General features: G+C 33.8%; 24 protein-coding genes. 13 read left to right on the top strand and 11 right to left on the bottom strand.

Annotation, left to right across the window (positions count from 1 at the left end; all coding sequences use genetic code 11):
- Positions 1-66: 66 nt before the first annotated feature.
- The 4 genes from ACWNT5_RS01345 to ACWNT5_RS01330 all read right to left on the bottom strand — a co-directional run bounded on the left by ACWNT5_RS01345 (position 67) and on the right by ACWNT5_RS01330 (position 7198).
- The gene (locus ACWNT5_RS01345; protein ID WP_299603317.1) at positions 67-2484 is read right to left on the bottom strand and encodes a sodium-translocating pyrophosphatase; all 2418 of its coding nucleotides are present in this window, start codon (positions 2482-2484) and stop codon (positions 67-69) included.
- Positions 2485-2595: 111 nt separating this feature from the next.
- On the bottom strand, positions 2596-3126 hold the full coding sequence (locus ACWNT5_RS01340; protein ID WP_299603314.1) for an inorganic diphosphatase: 531 nt from the start codon (positions 3124-3126) through the stop codon (positions 2596-2598).
- Between the two features lie 205 nt (positions 3127-3331).
- Complete coding sequence (locus ACWNT5_RS01335; RefSeq protein ID WP_456516390.1) at positions 3332-5830, bottom strand: DUF5686 family protein; 2499 nt, start codon at positions 5828-5830, stop codon at positions 3332-3334.
- A 390-nt stretch (positions 5831-6220) separates the two neighbouring features.
- On the bottom strand, positions 6221-7198 hold the full coding sequence (locus tag ACWNT5_RS01330) for a pyruvate dehydrogenase complex E1 component subunit beta (protein WP_299603309.1): 978 nt from the start codon (positions 7196-7198) through the stop codon (positions 6221-6223).
- A gap of 163 nt (positions 7199-7361) precedes the next feature.
- Between ACWNT5_RS01330 and ACWNT5_RS01325 the strand changes: the two genes are divergently transcribed.
- The 9 genes from ACWNT5_RS01325 to ACWNT5_RS01285 all read left to right on the top strand — a co-directional run bounded on the left by ACWNT5_RS01325 (position 7362) and on the right by ACWNT5_RS01285 (position 15588).
- Positions 7362-8108, top strand: a complete 747-nt coding sequence (locus ACWNT5_RS01325) for an electron transfer flavoprotein subunit beta/FixA family protein (RefSeq protein ID WP_299603307.1) — start codon at positions 7362-7364, stop codon at positions 8106-8108.
- Positions 8109-8166: 58 nt separating this feature from the next.
- Positions 8167-9135 carry an electron transfer flavoprotein subunit alpha/FixB family protein gene (locus ACWNT5_RS01320; RefSeq protein ID WP_456516389.1) on the top strand — a complete coding sequence of 323 codons (969 nt, stop codon included), beginning with the start codon at positions 8167-8169 and terminating at the stop codon, positions 9133-9135.
- A gap of 88 nt (positions 9136-9223) precedes the next feature.
- On the top strand, positions 9224-9841 hold the full coding sequence (locus tag ACWNT5_RS01315; RefSeq protein WP_299603300.1) for a bifunctional nuclease family protein: 618 nt from the start codon (positions 9224-9226) through the stop codon (positions 9839-9841).
- A 49-nt stretch (positions 9842-9890) separates the two neighbouring features.
- On the top strand, positions 9891-11594 hold the full coding sequence (locus tag ACWNT5_RS01310; RefSeq protein ID WP_456516388.1) for a NupC/NupG family nucleoside CNT transporter: 1704 nt from the start codon (positions 9891-9893) through the stop codon (positions 11592-11594).
- 157 nt (positions 11595-11751) lie between these two features.
- Positions 11752-12576: a thymidylate synthase gene (locus ACWNT5_RS01305; RefSeq protein ID WP_299603295.1), complete on the top strand. Its 825-nt coding sequence runs from the start codon at positions 11752-11754 to the stop codon at positions 12574-12576.
- A gap of 24 nt (positions 12577-12600) precedes the next feature.
- Positions 12601-13029, top strand: coding sequence for an energy transducer TonB (locus ACWNT5_RS01300; RefSeq protein WP_299603292.1), 429 nt, complete (start codon positions 12601-12603; stop codon positions 13027-13029).
- 100 nt (positions 13030-13129) lie between these two features.
- Positions 13130-14296: an ergothioneine biosynthesis protein EgtB gene (gene egtB / locus ACWNT5_RS01295; protein ID WP_456516699.1), complete on the top strand. Its 1167-nt coding sequence runs from the start codon at positions 13130-13132 to the stop codon at positions 14294-14296.
- 12 nt (positions 14297-14308) lie between these two features.
- Complete coding sequence (locus ACWNT5_RS01290; RefSeq protein ID WP_299895167.1) at positions 14309-15283, top strand: L-histidine N(alpha)-methyltransferase; 975 nt, start codon at positions 14309-14311, stop codon at positions 15281-15283.
- A gap of 23 nt (positions 15284-15306) precedes the next feature.
- Positions 15307-15588: a DUF427 domain-containing protein gene (locus ACWNT5_RS01285; protein WP_299895169.1), complete on the top strand. Its 282-nt coding sequence runs from the start codon at positions 15307-15309 to the stop codon at positions 15586-15588.
- A 27-nt stretch (positions 15589-15615) separates the two neighbouring features.
- Here ACWNT5_RS01285 and ACWNT5_RS01280 read toward each other — a convergent pair whose 3' ends face one another.
- Together ACWNT5_RS01280 and ACWNT5_RS01275 are read right to left on the bottom strand one after the other, a co-directional pair.
- Positions 15616-15912: an isoamylase early set domain-containing protein gene (locus ACWNT5_RS01280; protein ID WP_299603284.1), complete on the bottom strand. Its 297-nt coding sequence runs from the start codon at positions 15910-15912 to the stop codon at positions 15616-15618.
- Positions 15913-16036: 124 nt separating this feature from the next.
- The gene (locus ACWNT5_RS01275; RefSeq protein WP_456516387.1) at positions 16037-17119 is read right to left on the bottom strand and encodes an aminotransferase class V-fold PLP-dependent enzyme; all 1083 of its coding nucleotides are present in this window, start codon (positions 17117-17119) and stop codon (positions 16037-16039) included.
- Positions 17120-17196: 77 nt separating this feature from the next.
- On the opposite strand from ACWNT5_RS01275, the gene ACWNT5_RS01270 reads away from it, so the two are divergent.
- From ACWNT5_RS01270 to fabD, 3 genes are all read left to right on the top strand, one after another.
- The gene (locus ACWNT5_RS01270; protein WP_456516386.1) at positions 17197-18144 is read left to right on the top strand and encodes a dihydrofolate reductase; all 948 of its coding nucleotides are present in this window, start codon (positions 17197-17199) and stop codon (positions 18142-18144) included.
- Positions 18145-18151: 7 nt separating this feature from the next.
- Entirely contained in the window at positions 18152-19003 is an 852-nt protein-coding gene (locus ACWNT5_RS01265) for a fructosamine kinase family protein (protein WP_456516385.1), read from the top strand.
- Between the two features lie 116 nt (positions 19004-19119).
- Positions 19120-20001, top strand: a complete 882-nt coding sequence (fabD, locus tag ACWNT5_RS01260; protein WP_299603272.1) for an ACP S-malonyltransferase — start codon at positions 19120-19122, stop codon at positions 19999-20001.
- A gap of 74 nt (positions 20002-20075) precedes the next feature.
- Here fabD and ACWNT5_RS01255 read toward each other — a convergent pair whose 3' ends face one another.
- Positions 20076-20582, bottom strand: coding sequence for a hypothetical protein (locus ACWNT5_RS01255; RefSeq protein WP_456516384.1), 507 nt, complete (start codon positions 20580-20582; stop codon positions 20076-20078).
- A 299-nt stretch (positions 20583-20881) separates the two neighbouring features.
- Here ACWNT5_RS01255 and ACWNT5_RS01250 point away from each other — a divergent pair, with 299 nt between their 5' ends.
- Complete coding sequence (locus ACWNT5_RS01250) at positions 20882-22039, top strand: gliding motility-associated C-terminal domain-containing protein (protein ID WP_456516383.1); 1158 nt, start codon at positions 20882-20884, stop codon at positions 22037-22039.
- A 14-nt stretch (positions 22040-22053) separates the two neighbouring features.
- Here ACWNT5_RS01250 and ACWNT5_RS01245 read toward each other — a convergent pair whose 3' ends face one another.
- From ACWNT5_RS01245 to ACWNT5_RS01230, 4 genes are all read right to left on the bottom strand, one after another.
- The gene (locus ACWNT5_RS01245; protein ID WP_456516382.1) at positions 22054-22554 is read right to left on the bottom strand and encodes a peroxiredoxin family protein; all 501 of its coding nucleotides are present in this window, start codon (positions 22552-22554) and stop codon (positions 22054-22056) included.
- Between the two features lie 159 nt (positions 22555-22713).
- Entirely contained in the window at positions 22714-22980 is a 267-nt protein-coding gene (locus ACWNT5_RS01240; RefSeq protein ID WP_299603261.1) for a hypothetical protein, read from the bottom strand.
- Between the two features lie 56 nt (positions 22981-23036).
- Positions 23037-24311, bottom strand: a complete 1275-nt coding sequence (locus ACWNT5_RS01235; protein WP_456516381.1) for an amidohydrolase family protein — start codon at positions 24309-24311, stop codon at positions 23037-23039.
- 116 nt (positions 24312-24427) lie between these two features.
- On the bottom strand, positions 24428-25405 hold the full coding sequence (locus tag ACWNT5_RS01230) for an alpha/beta hydrolase family protein (RefSeq protein ID WP_456516380.1): 978 nt from the start codon (positions 25403-25405) through the stop codon (positions 24428-24430).
- Between the last annotated feature and the right edge of the window lie 95 nt (positions 25406-25500).

The following is a 25500-nucleotide window of genomic DNA, read 5'->3' as shown; positions in this document are numbered from 1 at the left end:
GCGTTGATCCATAAAGATAAAAAACCTCGCTAATGGGCGAGGTTTTTTAATCTATTTCTTTTACAATTATTGTAAACTGGCCTTAATTTCTTCAATTTTAGCTTTTACTTCTTCTTCTGTTCCTTCTAATTTTTTAATTTCGGTTGAAGTTTTACCGTTCATAGTCGTTTTTATAGATACTTCTGCTTTAGCTATATCGCCATCCATTTCCATAGTAACTTCAATTTGTTTTTGAATTTCTTTTGAAGAAGTGTCTTTTGATTTTACTATTTCAATTTCTTCATTTACGACTGCAACCGCAGTTTCTGATGTGTGTCCACCTAGAATAGGAGCAATAACAAGTCCTATAAGACAGGTTAATTTGATTAATATATTCATAGATGGTCCAGAAGTATCTTTAAAAGGATCTCCAACGGTATCTCCTGTTACTGCTGCTTTGTGAGCATCAGATCCCTTGTAAGTCATTTCTCCATTGATTTCTACACCAGCTTCGAAAGATTTTTTAGCATTATCCCAAGCACCACCAGCATTATTCTGAAAAATAGCCCATAGCACACCACTTACTGTAACACCAGCCATATATCCACCTAACATTTCTGCAATTGCTTGATGATTCATTCCAAAAATCATGGGAATAAATGCAATTGCCAATGGGAATCCTATAGTTAGTAATCCAGGTAACATCATTTCTTTTAATGATGCTTTTGTAGAAATAGCGACACATTTATCATATTCTGGTTTCCCGGTTCCTTCCATGATTCCAGCAATTTCTTTAAATTGACGACGTACTTCATATACCATTTCCATGGCTGCCTTTCCTACAGCGTTCATAGCCAATGCAGAGAATACAACAGGTACCATTCCTCCAATAAATAACATTGCTAATACCGGTGCTTTAAAAATATTGATTCCGTCAATTTCGGTAAAAGTAACATAAGCAGCAAATAATGCTAGAGATGTTAGCGCAGCAGATGCAATAGCAAAACCTTTACCAGTGGCAGCAGTTGTATTTCCGACGGAGTCTAAAATATCAGTGCGTTCTCTTACGATAGGTTCTTGTTCGCTCATTTCTGCAATTCCTCCTGCATTATCTGCAATAGGTCCAAAAGCATCTATGGCTAATTGCATTGCTGTTGTAGCCATCATTGCAGAGGCCGCCATTGCAACTCCATAGAAACCTGCGAACGCGTAGGATGCCCAAATAGCACCAGCAAACAATAGTACAGAAGAGAAAGTAGAAATCATACCTGTAGCTAATCCAGCAATAATATTGGTTCCAGCTCCAGTACTTGATTTTTGTACAATTTCTAAAATCGGTTTTTTACCTAATCCTGTGTAGTATTCAGTAACGGCAGAAATAACTCCACCTACGAAGAGACCGACTAAAGTTGCATAAAATACTCGCATAGATGAAATATCAACAAGTCCTTCTCCAAAAAATTCCATTTTCATAGTTTCAGGAAGCATGTAAGTACATAACGCAAAACAAGAAACAGCTACTAAAGCAATTGAAGTCCAGTTTCCTATATTAAGAGCTCCCATTACTTGAGCTTCTTTAGCTTCATTGGTTTTTATTTTTACTAGCATTGTTCCAATTACAGAAATAATAATTCCAGCACCAGCAATAGCAACTGGCAATAATACTGGTCCAATTCCATTAAATCCTTCATTAACAATGTTTCCGCCCATGTCTTTTATGATATAGTTTCCTAATACCATGGCAGCTAAAACGGTTGCTACGTAAGATCCAAATAAATCAGCACCCATTCCGGCAACATCTCCAACATTATCTCCAACGTTATCTGCAATGGTGGCAGGGTTACGAGGGTCATCTTCTGGAATACCAGCTTCTACTTTACCTACAAGATCGGCTCCTACATCAGCAGCTTTAGTATAGATTCCACCACCAACACGAGCGAACAATGCTATAGATTCAGCTCCAAGAGAAAATCCAGCCAATGTCTCCAATACAACAGTCATATCCATAGTGTTGGTCCATTCTCCACCCATAAAGAAGTGAAAAAATATGATAAAGAAAGCTGTCAATCCTAGTACCGCTAAACCAGCAACACCAAGTCCCATAACAGTACCACCTCCAAAAGATATTTTAAGTGCATTAGGTAAACTAGTTCGGGCTGCTTGAGTAGTTCTTACATTTGTTTTGGTAGCTATTTTCATACCTATATTACCAGCAAAAGCAGAGAAAACCGCTCCAAAAATAAAAGCGATAACAATTAACCAGTGAGTAGTTGGGACTATAAATGAAACTATAGTAAGTAATACACTAACTATTATAACAAATATCGAAAGTAATTTATATTCAGCATTTAGGAATGCTAAGGCACCTTCATAGATGTGATCTGAAATTTCTTTCATTTTACCATCTCCAGCATCTTGTTTCATTACCCAAGATTTTTTAACTAGCATATAAATAAGCCCCAGTGCTGCCAAAACAATTGGCATATAAATCATGTTTGATTCCATTAAAAGTCTTTTTAGTTAATTAGTCGCTAAATGTAATAAAATCATATAAATATAAAAAGCGCAATGTTTTATCAAAAACATTGCGCTTTTTTAGTATTTTATAGCTCTTGGTTAGTGTATGCTAAATAATCCTTCAGGTTTATCTTGTATATCCTCAAAACGTTTAACACAAGCTTTGATGATTTCTTTGGCTTCATCTATATTACCCCAGCCACCAACATCTACTTTCTTTTCTTCAAGATCCTTGTATACTTGGAAAAAGTGTTCTATCTCTTTAATCAAATGCGGATTCATTTCTTTCAGATCAGCTAATTTGCTTGCTATTGGATCTGCAACTGGTACACATATTATTTTTTCGTCAGGACCTTTTTCATCCGTCATGTGGAAAACTCCGATAGGTTTAACTTCTATAACACATCCTGGAAAAGTAGGTTCCGTTACCAAAACTAATACATCTAAAGGGTCACCGTCTAATGCCATAGTTTCAGGAATGAAACCATAATCAGCGGGATACATCATTGATGAAAAAATCATTCGATCGTAACGGATTTTTTTTATATCGAAGTCATATTCGTATTTATTACGACTTCCTTTTGGTATTTCGATAAGTACATCGAAACTTTCGCGAGTTGCTGCGCTCATATTCTAATTCTCATTTTTATGGGCGGCAAATATAAGTATTACAAGGGGTTGGTTAAAATTTATTCCCAAAAATAACACGGTTTTTTACTAAATTTTAATGTTATCGTAACCTAAAAGGTTTTCGTAAAAATCAATTCTTTCATTTTTAGAAAAGAAATAAAACTCTAAAGATGAATAAAAGATAAAGTGTACTCCAAAAATATACCTAAAAATAGAATCCAAAAGAACCTGTGACACCAAAATCACGAGCATCCGGATTATCGAAATAATTGCCTCGGAAATGGAAATCAATTCTGAAAATTTTAAATATATTTCCAACCCCAACGCTATATTCCCAATAAATTTCTTCATCGGGTGCTCCAACGGTTTGTAGAAAACCAGATGCATCCAAAGTAATGTTTTCATCTGATAATTCACCCCAAACCCCTCTAACTCCAACAAGTTCTCGTAAGTTTAATTTTCGAAGCAAAGGAATTCTAGAAAATATTCTACCGTTGAAATTATGCTCTATATGTACTGCCGCATATGTGTCGGTAACGAATTCGTAAAAATTAAGTAGTGGAAATGTGTTTTGAATAGATAAATATGTTTGGTTACCAGGCACGACACTAAGTAATCCTAGAGGGACTTCTCCGAACGTTTTTCCTAATTCTATGGAACTATTAAGCACTCCGAAACCTCCAATATTCCAGGGTTGTCTATAGAAAAATTGAACTTTTTGATATTCAAAATCACTTTCTAATATGTGATCCAGACCTACGGAATAGTTAAGAAATAGTTGCGCATAATCACCGTCATTAACCGTTATTTTATCAACTCCATATCCTGTAGTTTTTCTTCCAGGATAATAAGCGAGTGTTGTAGCTATCTCTGCCTGAGTGATTTCTGATTTCACCTCTCCAGTATCGGGATCAAAGAAATCTAAGCTAAATAAATCTCTATCAGCCGGTTTCAAGGTTCTATAGGACCCAGTGACGCCGATAGTAAAGTTTTTTCTAGGTTCTATTTGCATAGAAAATGCAGATAGGTTGATCGAAGTAAGTCTATTATTATCTCCTGTAGCAACAATAGAAGAAGATGCTAAACTCCTTCCTTCTACATCGTTAGTGTTGGTGAGACTTGCTCCTAGCTGTTCTACATCACGGCGATTACCGGCAGAAACAATTAATCGCGATTTTCTGTCCACCAGGTATTTACCTGAGACTCCGTACTTAAATTTATTGTCTCTTAAACCATAAGCTCCATAGCCTTCAATCCTCCATCGATCATTCGCCGTAAAATAAGTGCGACCTCCAGCTCGTAATCGGAATCCTTCGATAGCATTGAATCCTACTGTGGAGAATAGCGGACCAAAATCCCATCCATTAAATTCTACATATCCTGTTGCTAAAATAGTTCCTACATTGTAGAGCCTTTTAAAAGCTTTAACCGTTCGTAACGTATCTAGAAGTTTATAGACTTTCTTTTCATCTTTATTTAATTCTTCCATCCTGGCATTTGCCCAAAAGGAGTCATCACGATTATAAATGTCTTGATTATATGGATCTACCTGGCTCTGATAAAATTTTTTATCTTTCTTTTGATCGAATTTATAGTTGTCATATAATGTGGTCCGTTTTCCATAAACACCTCTTGATTTTTCTTTCTTGTTAAATGCAAAATCAGATTGAAAATAATCTTTAGTAATTAAGAATATGGAGTCATTAAGTACATCAAATTCCTGTTCTATGTACAAGTCTTTTACCCAGTTGATATTGGCACTTTTAGTTACCTCTAGGTTGATCTCTTTAATCGCCCAAGTAGTATCATTTACCCAAAAGTCTCCTTTGAAGGTAAGCTCATTTTTACGCCTAGGATAATATACAATATTATAGCACCATTTATTTCCAATATAGGCACTATCAGTGAGCACATAGTTATATACGTTAATCCCTGTTCTTGACAAAGGACTGGTGAAACTCTTGTCGAAAAACTTTAGGTAGTTGTCATAGATGTTATAATCAGAATAAAGATCTTTTACAAAAGCAATTAGTGTTTGATTATCACTAAATCCTGCATTTTTATTTCCCTTTAGTACTTCTTTAAATTCATTTATCTCATTATCACCATAAACTTTAGAAATAGCTTCGTTAAGAAATATGGGTAAATAGGTTTTACCAGTGATTCTTGAAGTATCGATATCTTCAAAAATAAACTCCATACCATTAAAAATTCGACTGTTTACCAGGGCGCTATCTATGGTATTAAGGTCAAACTCTAACTTTTCATACTTGTCGTAATTATATTGTTTGAACTTTTTGACACCATTTTCCCTGCGATTTTCCCAGATTTTCCGAAGTATATCAATAGCAGGATTGTTTTTTTTGGAGGTTTTTCCTTTATAAATGACAACTTCATCCAATGATGCTGCTTCTTCCTCGAGAACTACTTCCATATTGTAGGTAGTTCGTTTCGTTAGTTTTACTGTTTTGGTTTGAAAACCTAAGAAAGAGACTTTAATGCTACTATGATTCTCGTCAGACTCCATGTAGAACTTACCATTTTCATCAGTAATAGTACCGATAGTTGAGTTAACAAAAACTATGTTGGCAAATGGAACTGCTTGTTTGTTGCTGTCGTAAACATATCCGCTTACTTTGGTTTGTGCAAGAATGAAGGAGTTACTACATACTAAAAATAAAAACCCTAAAACCCAATATCTCATCTAATATTCTTAAATAATTATGATGACACAGTAGTTCTTAAATAACAATCAATTTAAAATAATAAAGGTTTGTATTTTCATTTCCCTATTATCTTGAAATTTTCAATTTGAATTCAATTACCACATATTCATCAATAAATGTAAATGTTGTTTTTTCTAAAACACACCAATATAAAAATACCCTACTATTTTTAAGCACAAATTTAAAAATGCTTTGCAAAATGATTAATGCAAAACATTTTTAATGTGTAAAAAAATCAATTTTGTATTTCAAAGTACCCTTATATCGTTTGTGTAAACTCGTTTTGTTTTATCAAATTTCGAGCCAACATTTATTAAGCGAATCAAAATCTTAAAAAAAACTTGAAGCGCAAATTAAAAGGGTTCAGTTTATTTATACATTACTTTTTTGACAGCTTTAACAACATCTGTACTATTTGGCAACCATTCTTCTAATAAAACAGGAGAATATGGAGTAGGGGTGTCAGCCGTATTTATCTTTATAACAGGTGCGTCTAGATAATCAAAAATGTTAGATTGAACCTGATAAGTAATCTCAGATGCAATATTTGCTAAAGGCCAAGCTTCTTCTAGAATAACTAACCTATTTGTTTTCTTTACAGAAGTAAAAATAGCTTCTAAATCTAAAGGTCTCACAGTTCTAAGATCAATTATTTCGCAAGAAATATTGTCTTTCGCTAGCTCATCAGCAGCTTTATACGCCTCTTTAATAATTTTCCCGAAAGAAACGATAGTAACATCGTTACCTTCTCTTTTAATATCAGCAACACCTAATGGGATAGTGTATTCTCCTTCAGGAACTTCTCCTTTGTCACCATACATTTGTTCGCTTTCCATAAAGATCACTGGATCATCATCACGAATTGCCGATTTTAATAATCCTTTTGCATCTTTAGGATTAGAAGGGATAACAACTTTTAATCCAGGAGTATTAGCAAACCAGTTTTCAAAAGCTTGTGAGTGAGTAGCACCTAATTGTCCTGCAGAAGCAGTTGGTCCTCTAAATACGATTGGAACATTAAATTGACCACCACTCATTTGTCTCATCTTTGCAGCATTATTAATGATCTGATCAATTCCAACCAATGAGAAGTTAAACGTCATAAATTCGATAATAGGACGGTTACCGTTCATGGCACTACCTACACCTATACCAGAAAAACCAAGTTCGGAGATTGGAGTATCGATTACTCTGTCTGGTCCGAACTCATCAAGCATGCCTTTACTAGCTTTATATGCTCCATTATATTCGGCAACTTCCTCACCCATTAGGTAAATGGATTCATCTCGTCGCATTTCTTCGCTCATTGCTTCACAAATAGCTTCTCTGAATTGTATCGTTTTCATTTATAAATATTTAATTTTGTGCTACACGAAAGGCAAAAGTAGCAATTAATAGGCGTTACCAAATACAGAAAATTAAAAAATTTATTATGCATGCATAGTAAATTCGACATTTTATTTGTACCTTCGCTTTTATTATTAAATTCTCAAAAAATACCTATATAAAATGAAAATATTAGTATGTATTAGCCATGTGCCAGACACAACTTCTAAAATTAATTTTACAGAAGGAGATACGAAGTTTGACACAAATGGAGTACAGTTTGTTATTAATCCTAACGATGAATTTGGATTAACGCGCGCTATGTGGTTTAAGGAGAAGCAAGGAGCTTCAGTAGATGTTGTAAATGTAGGAGGACCAGAAACTGAACCAACTTTAAGAAAAGCTTTAGCAATAGGAGCAGATAATGCAATAAGAGTAAATACTGAAGCTACTGATGGATTTTATGTAGCTAAACAGTTAGCTAAAGTAGTTCAAGATGGAGGATATGATCTTGTGATTGCAGGAAGAGAGTCAATAGATTATAATGGTGGAATGGTACCTGGTATGTTAGCTGGACTTACAGGAGCTAATTTTATCAATACTTGTATCGGATTAGAAATAGATGGGGATTCTGTAACTGCTATTCGCGAAATCGATGGAGGAAAAGAAACTTCTACTACAAAATTACCATTAGTTGTTGGAGGACAAAAAGGATTGGTTGAAGAGAGTGATCTTCGTATTCCGAATATGAGAGGAATTATGATGGCACGTAAAAAACCACTTACGGTTGTTGAGGCTGTTGAAGCAACTCAGGAAACCAAAGCGGTTAAATTCGAAAAGCCAGCACCAAAAGGTGATGTAACACTAGTTTCTCCTGATAATGTAGGACAATTAGTAGAGCTATTGCATAACGAAGCAAAAGCAATTTAACAAAATACAAGTTTAAAGTAATACCTATTTATATAGGTTCAACATAAAAAAAATAAATATGTCAGTATTAGTATATACAGAAAGTGAAGGAGGAAAATTTAAAAAGGCTGCTTTCGAAGTTGCGTCATATGCAAAAGAAGTAGCTAATATGCTTGGTACTACAGTTACCGCTGTTAGTGTTAACGTTGATGGTAGTAGTGAACTAGGTACATACGGAGTTGATAAAGTATTAGAAATTAAAAACGATAAGTTAGCGACTTTTAATGCAAAAGCGTATGCAGATGCTTTAAAACAGGCTGCAGAAAAAGAAGGAGCTAAAGTTGTAGTGCTTAGTTCTAGTGCAGATAGTAAGTTTTTAGCATCACTTTTAGCGGTTAATCTTAATGCAGGATATGCGTCTAACGTAGTCGCATTACCAGAAAATGCTTCACCTTTTACAGTAAAAAGAACTGCTTTTACGAACAAGGCATTTAATATTACCGAAATCACAACTGATGTGAAAATTATCGGATTATCTAGTAATGCATTTGGATTGAAGGAAGCTTCTGGAGCAGCTGCTGCTGAAGGTTTTGATCCTTCACTAGCTGATGAAGATTTTGCAGTGAATGTAACATCTGTAGATAAAGCAACAGATAAAGTGTCTATCGCAGATGCAGAAGTTGTAGTTTCAGGAGGTAGAGGTCTTAAAGGACCAGAGAACTGGGGTATGATCGAAGAGTTGGCAGATGTACTTGGAGCTGCAACAGCGTGTTCTAAGCCTGTGAGTGATATGGGATGGAGACCGCACGGAGAGCACGTAGGACAAACAGGAAAACCAGTAGCTACTAACTTATACATAGCAGTAGGAATTTCTGGAGCGATCCAGCACCTTGCAGGAATAAATTCTAGTAAGATAAAAGTAGTGATCAATAACGATCCAGAAGCGCCATTCTTTAAGGCTGCAGATTATGGTATTGTTGGTGATGCCTTTGAGGTAGTACCGCAGTTAATTGAAAAATTAAAGGAATTTAAGGCGAATAACGCATAATTTTCATAAATTGTGCCCAATCAAGGGCTGTTTGAACTTAGGTAAAAGTCCATTTGTTCAAACAGCCTTTTTTTTATTGAAAATTACTATGAGTTTAGTTCGTCTGAACATAAAAGGAATATCTTACAGTCAAACCCAAAATGGTGCTTATGCATTGATTTTAAGTGAGGTGGATGGAGAAAGGAAATTGCCAATTGTGATTGGTGCATTTGAAGCACAGTCTATAGCTATTGCTCTAGAAAAAGAAATTAAACCTCCTCGTCCTTTAACGCATGACCTGTTCAAAAATTTTGCAGATCGATTTGATGTAGTCGTGAAACAGGTAATCATTCATAAATTGGTAGATGGCGTTTTTTATTCAAGTATTATCTGCGAAAGAGATAAGATTGAAGAAATAATAGATGCTAGAACCAGTGATGCCATAGCACTAGCCTTGCGATTCCAGGCTCCAATTTTTACGTATAAAAATATTCTTGATCAAGCAGGAATTTACTTAAAAGTAAATCCTAAAAAAGATGGTGAAGATGAATCAGAAAGTTTGTTGGTAGATGAATTGGTTTCTGATGATGTAGAAATGGTAGGAAAAGAAACTAGTTATCAGGATTTATCTTTAGAAGAATTAAATCGTATGCTAGAACAAGCAGTAGCTAATGAAGATTATGAATTGGCGGCTCGAATACGAGATGAAATCTCGAAAAGAGGATAATTTTGATTTCTAATTGTTCCGAAATATTATAATATTACCTTATTGATATATGAAAAAAGGAGTACTCTCTTTCCTATTATCTTTTTTTGCATTTACAATTATCTCAGCGCAATCCATAGAGAAAAAGTGGATATTAAAAGATGTAAAAGGAGATAATGAAACTATTTTTCAAGTTGGAGATAATGATTATCTGGATTTTCAGAATGGTATCTTTTCTTATGCATTTGAAGGAAATTCTGAAAAGCTTACAGGAGATTATCTAGCGCAAAAAAATGTGGTATTACTGTTCCCTGAAAAATCAGAAGATTCTATTATTAAATATAGATTGAAAAGTATTACGGATACTACCTTGATTCTATCAAAAAATAACCTTTCCTATTCATTTGTTGTAAAACCTAGCGATCCTGAAACCCCAGTTGTAGCTGAACAAGGTGATGCGCTAATTCCTAATCAAGGTTTTTCTTTTTCAAGTTTGTGGAGAGGAGTTCTAGGAATGCTGGTATTATTAGTTATTGCATTTTTGTTTAGCAGTAATAGAAAGGCAATAAATTGGAAGACTGTTGGGATCGGTCTTGGAGCACAACTTTTACTTGCATTTGGAGTGCTTAAAGTTGATTTTGTTCAAAAAGCATTTGAATTTGTAGGGCAAATATTTGTTAAGATTTTAGATTTTACTAGAGCAGGAAGTGAATTCTTGTTAGGAGGTATGATGGATGTTGAAAGTTTTGGTTTTATTTTTCTTTTTCAAGTATTACCAACTATCATATTCTTTTCGGCTTTAACTTCTGTTTTATTTTATTTAGGAGTTATTCAAATTGTTGTAAAAGGTATGGCATGGATTCTTACAAAGTTAATGGGGATTTCTGGAGCAGAAAGTTTAAGTGTAGCTGGGAATATCTTTTTGGGTCAAACAGAAGCACCGTTGATGATCAAAGCGTATTTAGAAAGAATGACTCGTTCTGAAATACTTTTGGTTATGGTTGGAGGAATGGCTACAGTAGCTGGTGGAGTCTTGGCAGCTTATATAGGGTTTTTAGGAGGGGATGACCCTGTTTTAAGATTAGAGTTTGCGAAACATTTATTAGCAGCATCTGTAATGGCGGCACCAGGAGCGATAGTTATTTCGAAATTGCTTTATCCTCAGCAGGAATCAATTAATACAAATATTGAGGTTTCTTCGGAGAAAATTGGGTCTAATATACTCGATGCTATAGCTAATGGAACAACTGAAGGATTAAAATTAGCAGCTAATGTAGGCGCAATGTTATTGGTGTTTGTGGCTTTTATAGCTATGATTAATTTTTGTTTTGATAAACTAGGACATTTTACAGGGTTTAATCAGTTTCTTGCTGAAAACACACCGTATGATACATTTTCTTTAGAATCTATTTTAGGAACTATTTTTGCACCATTGATGTGGTTAATTGGAGTGGCTAAAGAAGATATGATGTTAATGGGGCAACTTTTAGGAATAAAATTAGCGGCTAGTGAGTTTGTGGGATACATACAGCTTGCAGAGCTAAAGAATACAGCAAATACTCTTCATTTTACATATAATAAGTCAGTAATTATGGCTACCTACATGTTATGTGGTTTTGCTAATTTTGCTTCTATCGGCATACAAATAGGTGGTATAGGATCTCTTGCTCCTGGACAACGAAAAACATTGTCGGAGTTTGGGATGAAGGCACTAATTGGGGGTACGATAGCTTCACTTTTGTCTGCTACAATCGCAGGAATGATTATTGGTTAATAGAAAGGGATTTTTTTTGCTGAAACTTCAATGCTAGAATAACTTTTACAAGTATTTCATAATCTAGCTATTAAAAGATTGCTCAATACCTATTTTTCGTATATTTGACGGAATTAGTAGAACTTTAACAAACTCAAAAGAAAGTCAGAAAGGGAATATGAAGCAATATTTGGATCTGGTACGTCACGTACTGGAGAATGGAAATGAAAAAGGAGATAGAACGGGAACAGGAACAAAAAGTGTTTTTGGGTATCAAATGCGATTTGATTTGAGCGAAGGGTTTCCAATGGTAACTACCAAAAAACTTCATTTAAAATCTATAATACATGAGTTATTATGGTTTTTGAAAGGAGATACCAACGTTAAGTATTTGCAGGATAATGGTGTTCGGATTTGGAATGAATGGGCAGATGAAAATGGAGATCTGGGACCTGTATATGGATATCAATGGAGAAACTGGAACGGAGATGAAATTGATCAGATTCAAGAAATTGTAGAAGCTTTAAAAAAGAACCCAGATAGTAGGAGAATGTTGGTTTCTGCATGGAATCCAAGTGTCTTGCCAGATACGTCTAAATCATTTTCTGAGAATGTGGCTAATGGCAAAGCTGCGCTACCACCTTGTCATGCATTTTTTCAGTTTTATGTAGCTAATGGGAAATTATCTTGTCAGTTGTATCAAAGAAGTGCAGATATATTTTTAGGAGTACCTTTTAATATAGCGTCATATGCATTATTTACAATGATGATGGCACAGGTAACTGGATATGAAGCTGGCGAGTTTATACATACATTTGGAGACGCACATATTTATAATAATCATAAAGAGCAATTAGAATTACAGTTGTCTAGAACACCGAGAAATTTACCTACCATAAAGATTAATCCAGAGGTAAAAGATATTTTTGGCTTCGTTTTTGATGACTTCACATTGGAAGACTATAATCCGCACCCACATATTAAAGGTGCAGTTGCAGTTTAACCCCCAAATTTAAACTGAATTACTATGAAGAAACTATTACTTATTATTACAATTTTATGTTCCACCTTCTTGTTTGCTCAGGATAATATTATTCTTTCCAAAGAAAATGCAAATGAAAAGGGGATTACGCCAATATGGCCAAAATGCGATAAATCCAGACAAACACCTATTAAGTGTTTTGATAATAACCTGCGAAAGCATATCATCTCTAATTTTAGATATCCAGAAATTGCCGCTAAAGAAGGCTTGGAAGGTACAGTTACTGTAGAATTTATTATTAATAATAAAGGTAAAGCAGAGGTGATTGATGTAAAAGGTGGGCACAGACACTTGCAGAGAGAAGCTGTTAGGATCGTTAGAGCAATTCCTAAAATGAAACCCGGAAAGTGGGGAAAAAAGCCGATAGCTATAGCATATGAAGTGCCAATTACCTTTATAAAACCTAGTAATTAATATTCCATATTTAACAATGGATTAACTCCTTTATTAGGTAGATACAGCTTAAAAATTATTAAATTTGAGTGTATTCGTAAATCGAATACACTCTTTTTTTATGGTAATTACTGATAATTTGCTTTCTTCCTTGTTAGAGACAAGAGCTCATACAGAAGAAATTTGTTCCCCGCTTCAGATCGAAGATTACGTTGTGCAACCCATCGTTGATGTATCTCCACCGAAATGGCATCTAGGTCATACTACTTGGTTTTTCGAAGAATTTATTCTTACAAGATATTATGCTGATTATAAAAGGTTTCATGAAGACTTTGCCTTTGTATTTAATAGCTATTATGAAAGTATCGGAAAACGAGTAGTGAGAACCAATCGAGGTAATTTATCTCGTCCCACAGTCAATGAGGTATATCAATATAGAGATTATGTCACCAATCACTTGCAGGTACTTCTAGAAAGTATGGAGGATGAAGAATTGAGATCTCTTGTAGAAATTGGAATACATCATGAGAAACAGCACCAAGAGTTATTGCTAACGGATATTAAATTTATTTTAGGTAATAATCCTTTACTTCCAAAATACAGTAGCACTTTTGATGAAAATCCGAATAGCAGTGCTTCTGATAAATATCACCTTATTGCCGAAGGTATTTATGAAATTGGTTATAAAGGAGAAGATTTTTGTTACGATAATGAGTTGGGAGTTCATAAAGTATTTCTAGAAGCATATAAAATAGCACATAATCTAGTTACTAATAAAGAGTACTTGGATTTTATCAATGATAAAGGATATGAGGATAGCCTTTTGTGGCATGCCGAAGCGTGGGACTGGCTTAACACCGAAAAAGTAAAAACCCCTTTGTATTGGCATAAGATTAATGGAGAATATCATCAATATACTTTGCAAGGACTGCAACAATTGGATTTAAATGCTCCAGTGACACATTTATCTTATTATGAAGCTTTTGCGTATGCACAATGGAAAGGAGAACGTTTGCCGACAGAATTCGAATGGGAAGTTGCCCATAAATTATTTGATTGGGGATTGCGATGGGAATGGACAGAAAGCGCCTATTTACCATACCCTAATTATGCTAAAGCTCCAGGAGCACTCGGAGAATATAACGGAAAGTTCATGGTTAATCAAAAAGTACTCCGAGGAGGTTCCATAGCAACTCCTAAAAATCATACAAGACCAACATATCGTAATTTTTTTCACCCACAACTAAGATGGCAATTTAACGGATTGCGATTAGTAAAAAGTAAGTAATTCCCCTTTTACATGAGTTCAAAAGATCAAAGCGTTTTAATGTGTACTTTCGGAAAAGAAGTACACGAAGGATTAACTAGTTTTCCAAAATATCTTTCATCTAAATATTTTTATGATGAAGTTGGTGATAAGCTTTTTCAGAAAATTATGGAATTGCCAGAATATTATCTTACCAATGCCGAGTATGATATTTTTAAATTACATAAAACGAATATTTTAAAGAGTTTTGATCCTTCTAAAAAAGGGTTTGATTTAATTGAACTTGGCGCTGGAGATGGAAAAAAAACTAAAGTGTTATTAAAAGAATTATTGAAAGAGAATTATGATGTAACATATCATCCGATTGATATTAGTAAGCATGCTGTTGATGGATTGGTAGAAAATCTTTCTTTAGAAATACCAGAACTTCAGGTAAAAGGTCAAATAGGAGAGTACTTTGAAGTATTGGATAGGTTGAAACACATAAGTGTACGTAAGAAGGTGATTATGGTTTTAGGTTCTAATATTGGTAATCTCTTGCATCCAAGAGCAATTCAGTTTTTGAAAAAATTGAACGCGGTAATGAATGCTGATGACGAAGTTTTTATTGGATTTGATCAAAAAAAACATCCGCAGAAAGTTTTAGATGCTTATAACGACCAAACAGGTGTAACAGCTGCTTTTAATAAAAATGTCTTAACAAGAATTAATAAGGAACTTGGAGGTAATTTTGATGTTGATGCTTTTATGCATTGGGAAGTATATGATCCCGAAAGTGGTACCGCAAAAAGTTATTTGGTAAGTAAAAAGAAGCAAACAGTAGATATTGATTGTTTAGAACTACAAGTGCATTTTGAAGCTTGGGAAAGTATACATACAGAGATTTCTCAGAAATATGATGATGATACTGTGAAATGGCTAGCAAAAGAATCAGGCTTTGTTATTACTAATGATTTTACGGACGAAAATGAATATTATAAGAACTATGTGTTCAAAAAGTCAGAATAAAAAAAATATAAAATAAGAAAGCTATGAAAGCCATATGGAATAATGAAATAATTGCAGAAAGCAATGACACTAAAGTAATCGAGAACAATCACTACTTTCCTCCTGAGGCAATAAAGAAAGAGTTTTTTAAGCCTAGTGACACACATACCAACTGTCCATGGAAGGGTGTAGCATCTTATTATACCGTTTCTGTAAATGGTAAAGAAAATAAAGATGCCGCTTGGTATTATCCTGAAACTAGTGATTTAGCTAAGCAAATCAAAGGATATGTAGCATTTTGGAAAGGTATTGAGGTTGTAGAGTAATACAACCTCAATTTTATATATTTTAGCTTAAAGTACTAATATGCTATTTTCAGCAGCAGCAAAATCGTTCCACTGATATCCATCAGCTTCTGTTTCATTTGTCCACTCTCCGTCAACCACGTATTTAAATTCAAATTTTTGATCTTTAGGAAGATTTAAAGTTCCTTTAAACGTACCATTTTTCAATTTTTTCAATACAGTAGCTTCTGTGTTCCACTCGTTAAATTCCCCAGCTACAGAAACGCTTGATGCTTCTTTTGCAGGGACAGAAAAAGTAACTTTGCAAATTGGTTTTGACTTTAAGTATTGTTTGGTTATAGCCATAATTCTTGTTTATAATTAATTCTTAGTTAATAAAATTATCTGTTAAATTAATACAAAACATTAAAAAACAAAAGTGTGAAGAGTCAGATTTTCAATAATTTAATCAACAATTAACAATTAAATATTAACGATAACGATGTAGTATTCCGACAAGCTTGTCAATGTCTTCTTTATTATTATAAAAATGAAGACTTATTCTAATACCATTTCCTCTTAGTGAGGTAATGATGTTTTTTTCTTTAAGAGTGTTGTGTAGTTTCTGGTCTCCTTTAATGTTGAAAATCGCACTATTATCATTTCGTTGCTTAGCAACTTTGTCTAATACTCCAAGATCGGTAAAATTATGCTTTGCATAAGTAGATAATTCCTTGATTTTTTCTTCAATTTCTGAAAGTCCAATTTTAGAAAGAAACTGAATTGAATGTTGCAAACTCCCGAAGTTGAATGTGTCTAAATGACCACATTCGTATCTTGATCTAATATTAGTATATGATGGGTCATATGATGAGTTTAACGAAGTTTTTAAATAACTATTTGGGGTTAATTGTTTCAGAACTCCTTCTTTAAAAAGTAAAAAACCATTACCATAGCCTCCTAAAAGCCATTTGTAACCACTACAACCTAAAATATCAACTCCAGATTGTTCAAAATTGAAAACTTTTGTTCCACAAAACTGCGTGCCGTCTGCTATGATAAGAAGGTTTGGATGTTTAATTTTTAGATTTTTTAAAAAATCTAGATCTATGGTAATTCCGTTTATATATTGTACTAAGCTAAAAGCAAAAATATCAGGTGAATATTGAGCAATTGCTTCAGAAATATTTTCTTCTAAAGAGGCATTTATCTCCGCATAGCATACTTCGAATTCTTTACTTTTTACAGAAAAATTAATCGAAGGATAATCTTCATCTAATAACAAAATCTTTTTGTTTTTCTCTAATCCGTTTAAGATAGTATTAAAACCGATAGAAAAATTAGGAGTTAGCACAGTATTTTCTGAAGTGCCACCACAAAAATCTGCAATGGATTTCCTTACGGTATTTAGAAATTGTTCTTGATGATCACGAAACATACTTCCTCCGATCAAAAAATCTAAATCATGCTCCTGTCTATAATCGAGTAAAGAATCATAGAGCAACCCAGAGGAAGCTGTGTTTAAGTAAGTGTTTTGAGATAGTACGGGAAATTCTTTTTGTAAATTCTTCATAAGTTCGTTTAGGGCTTTTTACCAAAACCTTTATATTTACTTTGATATTAATCAAGTGTCACTAAGGTACCATTAAAATGTTTTCAAAAAGAAAAGATACTCCACAAATTGATCCTGTTCAAAAAGAATTATATGAGCATGCGCGTAAAAGAGTTGTTCAAAAGAAAAGACTGTTTCAACACTTTATTGTGTTCTTGGTTGGTTCATTATTTTTAGTGGTATTGAATCTATTAATTGGATTTGGTAAAGAGTATACCTTTTTTGGAATTAACTGGTCCATCGTAGCAGTTATTTGTTGGGCATTCTTATTTGTACTCCATTTTTGTAATGTTTGGTTGTTTCATAAGTTTATGGGAGCTGATTGGACAAGTAATCAAATGGAGCGCTTGATTGCGAAACAAAAAGCAGAAATTGAATTGATTCAAAAAGATGTGGACAAGATGTATCCTAAAGACGAACTGTTGAAAAAGAAAGATGATTTTATTAAACAAGGACAACAAGCTACTATGACCAAAACTATTAGTGCAGAAAAACTTAGTCAAAATATAACAATGATTGCAGCTGCGGGAGAAAATGATGCGCTGGGTAAGGATAATGACTTGGTTTGGCATTTGCCAAATGATTTTAAACGTTTCAAGCAATTAACAACGGGACACCATATTATCATGGGACGAAAAACGTTTGAGTCGTTTCCGAAACTGCTACCAAATCGTGTTCATGTAGTGATTACAAGAAATCCAGAATATAAGCCAGAAGGTGTTATCGTTGTGCATTCTATGGAGGAAGCATTAAAGGTTTCAAAAGATGATCCACAACCATTTATTATTGGTGGAGGAGAGATTTATAAGATAGGATTAGATTATGCAGACAGTATTGAGCTTACACGAGTTCATGGCAAATTTGATGCTGATGCTTTCTTTCCTGAAATAGATCCTGAAATATGGGTTCTAGAAAATAAGGAGCTTCATGGAGCAGATGATCGTCATGAATATGGGTTTACTTACTTAACGTATAAAAAGAAGTAACTCTAACTTGTTTTCCATCCATTTCATAAAGTATATTGAAGATTTACTAGAAGAAGAGGTAAAAGAAAAAAAACCACTCACTGGCGGTGATATTAATCAAGTTTTTTTCCTAGAAACTGGTACGAGAAAACTGGTGCTTAAGCTTAATAGTCTATCCGATTTTCCAAAGATGTTCGAGGCTGAGGCGATCGGACTACAAGAATTAGAAAAAGCAAAAATTTTTAGAGTTCCTAATGTAATACAACATGGATATTATGAGAATACTGCATTTTTATTGCTAGAGTATATTCCAATTGGAAGACCAGTTAAAAGTTTTTGGATGAATTTTGGTGAGCAGTTAGCGTTAATGCACCAAAAAAGTAGACCGTTTTTTGGTTTCGAAAGTGATAATTATATTGGAAGTCTACCTCAGTGTAATACTGATTGTAATTCTGCTGCAGAATTTTATATTACTCAACGATTATATCCACAATTTACCTTAGCATTCCAAAAGGGTTTTTCTTTTCAGAATTTAGATGCTTTCTGTAGCAATATTGAAAAAGAGATTCCAAAACAAGGTTCAAGTCTTATACATGGAGATTTGTGGAATGGAAATTATATAGTGGATTCTGATGGAAATCCATGTTTGATTGATCCTGCAGTTTCGTATGCGCCTAGAGAAATGGATATTGCCATGATGCATCTGTTTGGTGGTTTTGATTCACAATTGTTTCAAACTTATAATGATGTTTTTCCACTTCAGCCAAATTGGAAAGATAGAATACATCTTTGGCAATTGTACTATTTGCTAGTACATCTAAATATTTTTGGAAGTTCTTATTATGATAGAGTGCAACAAATCCTGAAAGTTTATACTTAATTACAATATATTTTACAGAGGTGGTTATAGTTGGTTTGCCTAAAATTATAGATGTTTACTAATAACCACTATTAACATTATACTTACTTTTGTCAAAATTTTAAAATACACAATACATGAACGCATATGTTTTTCCAGGTCAAGGGGCTCAGTTTTCAGGAATGGGGCTGGATTTATATGAAAATTCAGAAGTTGCAAAAGAACTTTTTCATAAAGCCAATGATATTTTAGGTTTTGAGATCACAAAAATCATGTTCGAAGGAACAGCAGAAGAGTTAAAAGAAACGAAAGTGACGCAACCTGCTATTTTTTTACATTCTGTAATTCTTAGTAAGGTGTTAGGTGATGCATTCAAGCCTGATATGGTTGCAGGACATTCTTTAGGTGAGTTTTCAGCATTGGTAGCTAGTGGAGCTCTGAATTTTGAAGATGCATTGCAATTGGTTTCTAAAAGAGCGTTAGCTATGCAAAAGGCTTGTGAATTAAAACCTTCTACTATGGCAGCAGTTTTGGGATTAGAAGATGAGGTTGTAGAAAAAGTATGTGAAGAAATTGAAGGAATTGTAGTCGCAGCAAATTATAACTGTCCAGGTCAATTAGTTATTTCGGGAGAAGTAGAAGCAATAGAAAAGGCTTGTGAAGTACTCAAAGAAAAAGGTGCTAGAAGAGCGTTGGTGTTGCCTGTTGGTGGTGCATTTCACTCACCATTAATGGAACCGGCTAGAGAAGAATTGGCAGCAGCAATTGAAGCTACTAATTTTAGTACACCAACGTGTCCAATTTATCAAAATGTGACTACAACAGCAGTTACAGATCCAGAAGAGATTAAAAAGAATCTGATTGCACAATTAACAGCTCCAGTAAAGTGGACACAAAGTGTAAAGAATATGATGAAAGATGGTGCTACCTCATTTACAGAAGTAGGACCAGGAAAAGTATTGTCTGGGTTAGTAAAAAAAGTAGATCGATCTATGGAAACCATTTCTGCTACGATCTAAAAGAAAAGTTTGAACAAATTCTTAATAAAAACCTCAAAGAGTGACTTTGAGGTTTTTTATTTGATAATAGAATGCTATAGAGAAATCGCTTTGAATTGTGTTTCTAAGTATACTTGTTTCCAGGTACCATTTTCGTATGAACCAACTTTGAAGTTATAGGTATTGTCATCTACATATTCCCACATATCAGTTACCAAAGAATCTCCATATTTATACTGATATAGAATATTTTTCCCATCGATTATTACTGTTCCTTCAGTAAGTCCCCCAAAAACATCAAATTCCCAAAACTTTATAGTCTTGGAAGTCTTATCAAACTTTCTGATACCATGATTCCGCCATCCATATTCGGTTTGTTCTTGGTTTGTAAATCCTTTAGATCTGGCTATCACTAGAGTATTATGTAAATCATACTTAAAAGTTGTTTCCTGTTTAAAAACGCTTCCGTTTCCCCATTTTCCTTCCGCTTTCCACTCCTTGTTTACAAGGTTTTTAAAGGCATCAAGATTAGGTTCTTGTGCTAAAACTAATTGGGGTAGAAAAATGCTACATATAGTAAATAGAATAATTTGATACTTCATAATTAAAAGAGATTTCTAGTACAATATAAATAATTGCTGGGATACTATCTATTAATATGTTTTTAGAGTTTAATCAGGTTATATGCTATTTTAAATTAAAGTAGAAATATGGGTATTAAAGGTTCATCGATTCATGAGAACCATTCGTCTATATTTATTTCGATAAACGGTAAAATGACGGTTAAACGGTGGAATTTTCCCATTCGAAGGTAATAATTGTTGTTCTGTCCAGAGTCGATGATAACATGGGTTTTAAGAATTTACTTTTACATCAACAAAAACCATAAAGCCCTAATAAGATGTCAAATTTCAAATCAATATTCACCTTTATTTTAATAGCCGTTAGCTTCTTAGGATTTGCACAAGACGCTTTTCATAATTTTGGAAATGCACAAATTCATGGTGCTGGAAAAGTGGGATTTCATATAGATGTTATCAACGATGGTGAGTTTAATGATAATAAGGGAAAGGTTGGTTTTTATAGTGAAAATAATTTAACGGTTTCTGGTGACAATAATCCTGTTTTTTATGATGTAGAAATCGATACGAAAGAAGGTTTGTTTTTGGATGTAGCTGTAGGGGTTACTAATTTTCAGGAATTTGTGAATGGTAGAGTCATAACAGATAGAGAGCAGAAAAATATCTCATTGGATTATATAGGAGATGCTCCGTATTTAGGTGAAAGCGATGAACGATATGTTGATGGATATGCTACTTTAAGTGGATTATTAGATTTTTCCTTTCCAGTGGGTGATGATTTTAGATTAAGACCAATAAAAATAGAAAGTGGTGCTGCAACAAATACTTCGAGAGCTGCGTACTTTTTTGAAAATCCAAATACACCTAATTTTTTTACTGAGAGATTTAATACAGAGCAGTATGAAGAATTATTATACGGAGTTAGTATTTTCGAATTTTGGGATTTAGATGGAAATCAAAGTACTAAGGTTACTTTAACATGGGATAGTAATAGTAATATTCCTACTCTTGTAGAAGATGTAGAAGACTTAAGAGTGGTAGGTTGGAGTAAATCACTTAAGAAATGGGTAAACTTAGGGAATACTAATGTGATTGGAGATTTGGATAATGGAGAGATTTCTTCAGACGTAATTATTCCAGATGATTATGAAGTATTAACCTTTGGTTCGTCTAACAGATTACTAGATGGAGATTTAGAAGTTTTTACTGCGGTGTCGCCTAATGGAGATGGATACAATGATACTTTTAGAATTCAGGGTTTATCTCAATTCCCAAATAATGAAGTGTCTATATATAATAGATGGGGAGTATTAGTGTTTCAAAAGAAAGCATATCACGAAAATCAAAACTTTGCTGGTATTTCTGAGGGTAGAGCAACGGTATCGAAAGAATCAAAATTACCAGAAGGAACGTATTACTATGTATTAACTATTGAAGGAGCAAAAGATAGAGCTGGGTATCTGTACATTAATAGATAAGATAATATTTAATTCTACCTTTTATTGTTAAGTATTTTATCGATTTCTTTGAAAGAGTAATTCCCTAAGAGTGTACCATCTGGAGCAATTAAAAACTTGGAAGGTATTTCGGAAACACCGTATTTTCTGGCAATATCTGATAAGAGTACAAAACGATTTTGATTTACAATCTGATGCTTCCAAGTATATCCATATTTATTAGTAACCTTTTCCCAAGACTTTAGATTTTTCTCAAGAGCTACTGTAACTACGGTAAGATCCTTAGAATGTTTGTTATGTAGCGCCACTAGTTCTGGACTTTCTCTTAAGCACGGCGCACACCACGATCCCCAAAAATCCAATAGTACATATTTACCTTGAAGATTTGATAATTTAAAAGGTGTTCCATCTATTAGTTCAGCTTCAAAATCTGGAGCTATATTTCCATTAGAAGCAGCTGTTAATTTGGTGTATGTGTAAAATACCCCAAAAAGTAGGATTCCTCCTAAAAGAATATAGTTGAGCGTCTTTTTCATGAGCTTATCATTTTTTTGGAATCGGATAGCATGTACTATAAATCTTTTATTCAATTTATTTAATAGTGTATACTATCTTTTTTTAACTCTTAAAACAGCATTAGAAATTATAATAACTAATGCTGTTTTTTTAGGTTAGTCTGAAGTATTTAGAATTCCTTAATTTAATTTTCTTTCTTTTAGGATTTCTTCAAGTTCTTTATTGTTTTTAGAATTTTTGATGATTCTATAAATCAAAAAAGCTAAAATAAACATTGGGATCAGTCCCAATGGTTTTTTAGCAAGACTCCATCCTACAATTCCGACTACAAAAATTCCTGCCATAAATCCAATCAATAGGGCATGGAATATTTTAGAATTCTTTAATTTCTTTTTTTCGATTAAAAGTTCTTCATCTGTTAATTTAGAAAGCTCAGTTTTGGTCATTGATAATTTTATGTTTGAATAATCGATATTTCAATTAGAAAATGTATAAAGCAAAATTATTGCTTGTATATTTTTCCGTTTTTCATCACAAAAACTACATTCTCCATTGTTTTGATATCATCTCTAGGATCTTCGTCTACCGCTACAATATCTGCAATAAAATCTGGAGCTATTTGTCCTAATTCTTTGCTCATATTTAATACTTTGGCATTAACAATGGTGGCACATTGAATAGCTGTGATTGCAGGCATACCAGCTTCAACCATATATCCAAATTCTTTTCCATTTTGTCCATGTTTAAAAACTCCTGCATCGGTACCAAATGCAATTTGCACTCCTCGTTTATAAGCTTTTTTAAAGGTATCCTGAATTTTAGGACCTATCTCTAATGCTTTTGGAACAATAATAGCAGGATAATACCCGTCTATTTCTGCTTTTTCGGTTACTTCTTTGCCGGCAGTAATTGTAGGGACCAAATAAGCTTTCTTTTTTTTCATAAGATCCATGGTTTTAGTGCTCATCAGAGTTCCATGTTCTATGGTAGTTACTCCGCCATTCAAGGCACGTTGCATACCCTCATCTCCATGTGCGTGTGCCGCTACATGAAATCCATAATCCTTAGCAGTTTGGCAAATGGCTTTTATTTCTTCTAGTTTAAATTGTGGATTAGAACCACTTTTTGCCACACTTAACACACCTCCTGTAGCAGTAATTTTAATAAGATCTGCTCCATTTTTATAACGTTGTCTCACAGCTTTTTTTGCATCTTCTATACCATTTACAACTCCATCTTTAGGTCCTGGATCTCCCATAATAGTTTTTTTGCTTCCATTCGTGGGATCTCCATGACCACCTGTACTGGAGATAATTTTTCCAGCAGTAAAAATTCGTGGTCCTATAATTTTTTCCTGAGCAATTGCTTTTTTTAAGGAAATATTTACGCCGCTTCCTCCAAGATCTCTTACGGTGGTAAATCCTGCTAACAATGTAGCTTCTGCAAATCCTACCGAGTTGTAAGCAACATCTGCATCATTGTTCGTATAACGCTCTAGATAGGCTTTAGGATTCGATTCACTCTCCATGTGTACGTGCATGTCGATAAGTCCAGGCATTACTGTTTTGTCCTTTAGATTTATAACAATGTCATTGCCTTCTCCTTCTGTATATCCTGTTTCTATTTTGCTGATTTTATTTCCAGATACGATAATAGTTTTTTCGGTAAGTATTTTTCCAGTTTTGGTATCAATTAGTTTTCCACATTGGATATAAGTGTCTTGTGAAAATAGGGTAGTACTTATTATTGCTAAAAGCAATGTGTAAATGAGTTTCATAATCTAAATATGTATAAAAGTTGTTCGTGTATTTATAAGGCAAACAATTTAAAATAAATTAATTTAACCAATATCTAGATTATGATTTCTTTTAGAATTATTGCAGCTCTAAACAGTTATCTCCCATGGAATTCCATGTCGGGTAATGGAGTGTCTTCTTTTAGATAGGTGTTGAACCAGTGAATTACATCTTGATCTCTTTCTTCTCTAAACTGGCTGATACCATGATCTGCTCCTTCATACACTTTTAATCTGTATGGAATTCTGTATTTTTCTAATTCTAGTGCTAATTGTAAGGAGTTTGTGGATTTTACTCTCCAATCAGCATTGCCATGTAATAATAGGATTGGAACTTTAGGAGAAAATTTATCTGCCCATAAAACTGCAGATCTTTTTTCTAGTTCCTCTTTTTTGTTTTGAAGGTAGTTAGGAATTAATTCTTCATACACTCCTTTTTCCATATTAGGACGATCAATAGTTCGTAAATCAGACTTTGCACCTCCTACTACTGCTGCTTTAATGATGTCTGTTTTAGTCAAAGCAATATATGTCATCATTCCACCTCGACTCCAGCCATACATACCTATTCGATTGGTGTCTGCTTTTGGTAATTCTTCGACTACTTTGGTAAGGTTTAAAATATCATTTACATCGCTACCACCAAATTCTTCCATGCCTTCGCTTTTACCAGATCCTCTATAGTTGCATCCGATCACAATATAACCTTCGTTTGCTAATTGGGAGAATATGTAAGCGGCAGGGAGTTTCATTTCACCTCTAAATAACTGTAATGCTCCAAAGTCTCTATTGCCACCACGATTGTAGATAATCACAGGATATTTCCCTTCTTTTTTAGGAATCGCAGCAAAAGCCTGGATTTTTAATCCATCACTGAGATAAGTGATTTCATGCATATCTATATTTTCAAGAAAGTGAACCCTATCTTTGAATGTAGACTTGGTATTGTCAGAATATAAATGAGGATAATCCTGCCAACTGATTTTTTGTTGCTCTATTATTATTGATTCCTGAGAAGAACAGGAGCCAAAATTGAAAACAATTATAAGTAAGGCTAAAATGTATTTTATATTCAAATTATATATCATGTTTTTCTTTAATGACAGATGAAAAGAAATAATATTACAACAAATCCTTACTACTGCAAAAAATAAAAATTGCCATGATTATA

This window comes from Aquimarina sp. 433 (assembly GCF_054054605.1).
Note: the sequence above shows the minus strand (reverse complement) of the source record. Positions and strands in the feature narration are given on the sequence as shown.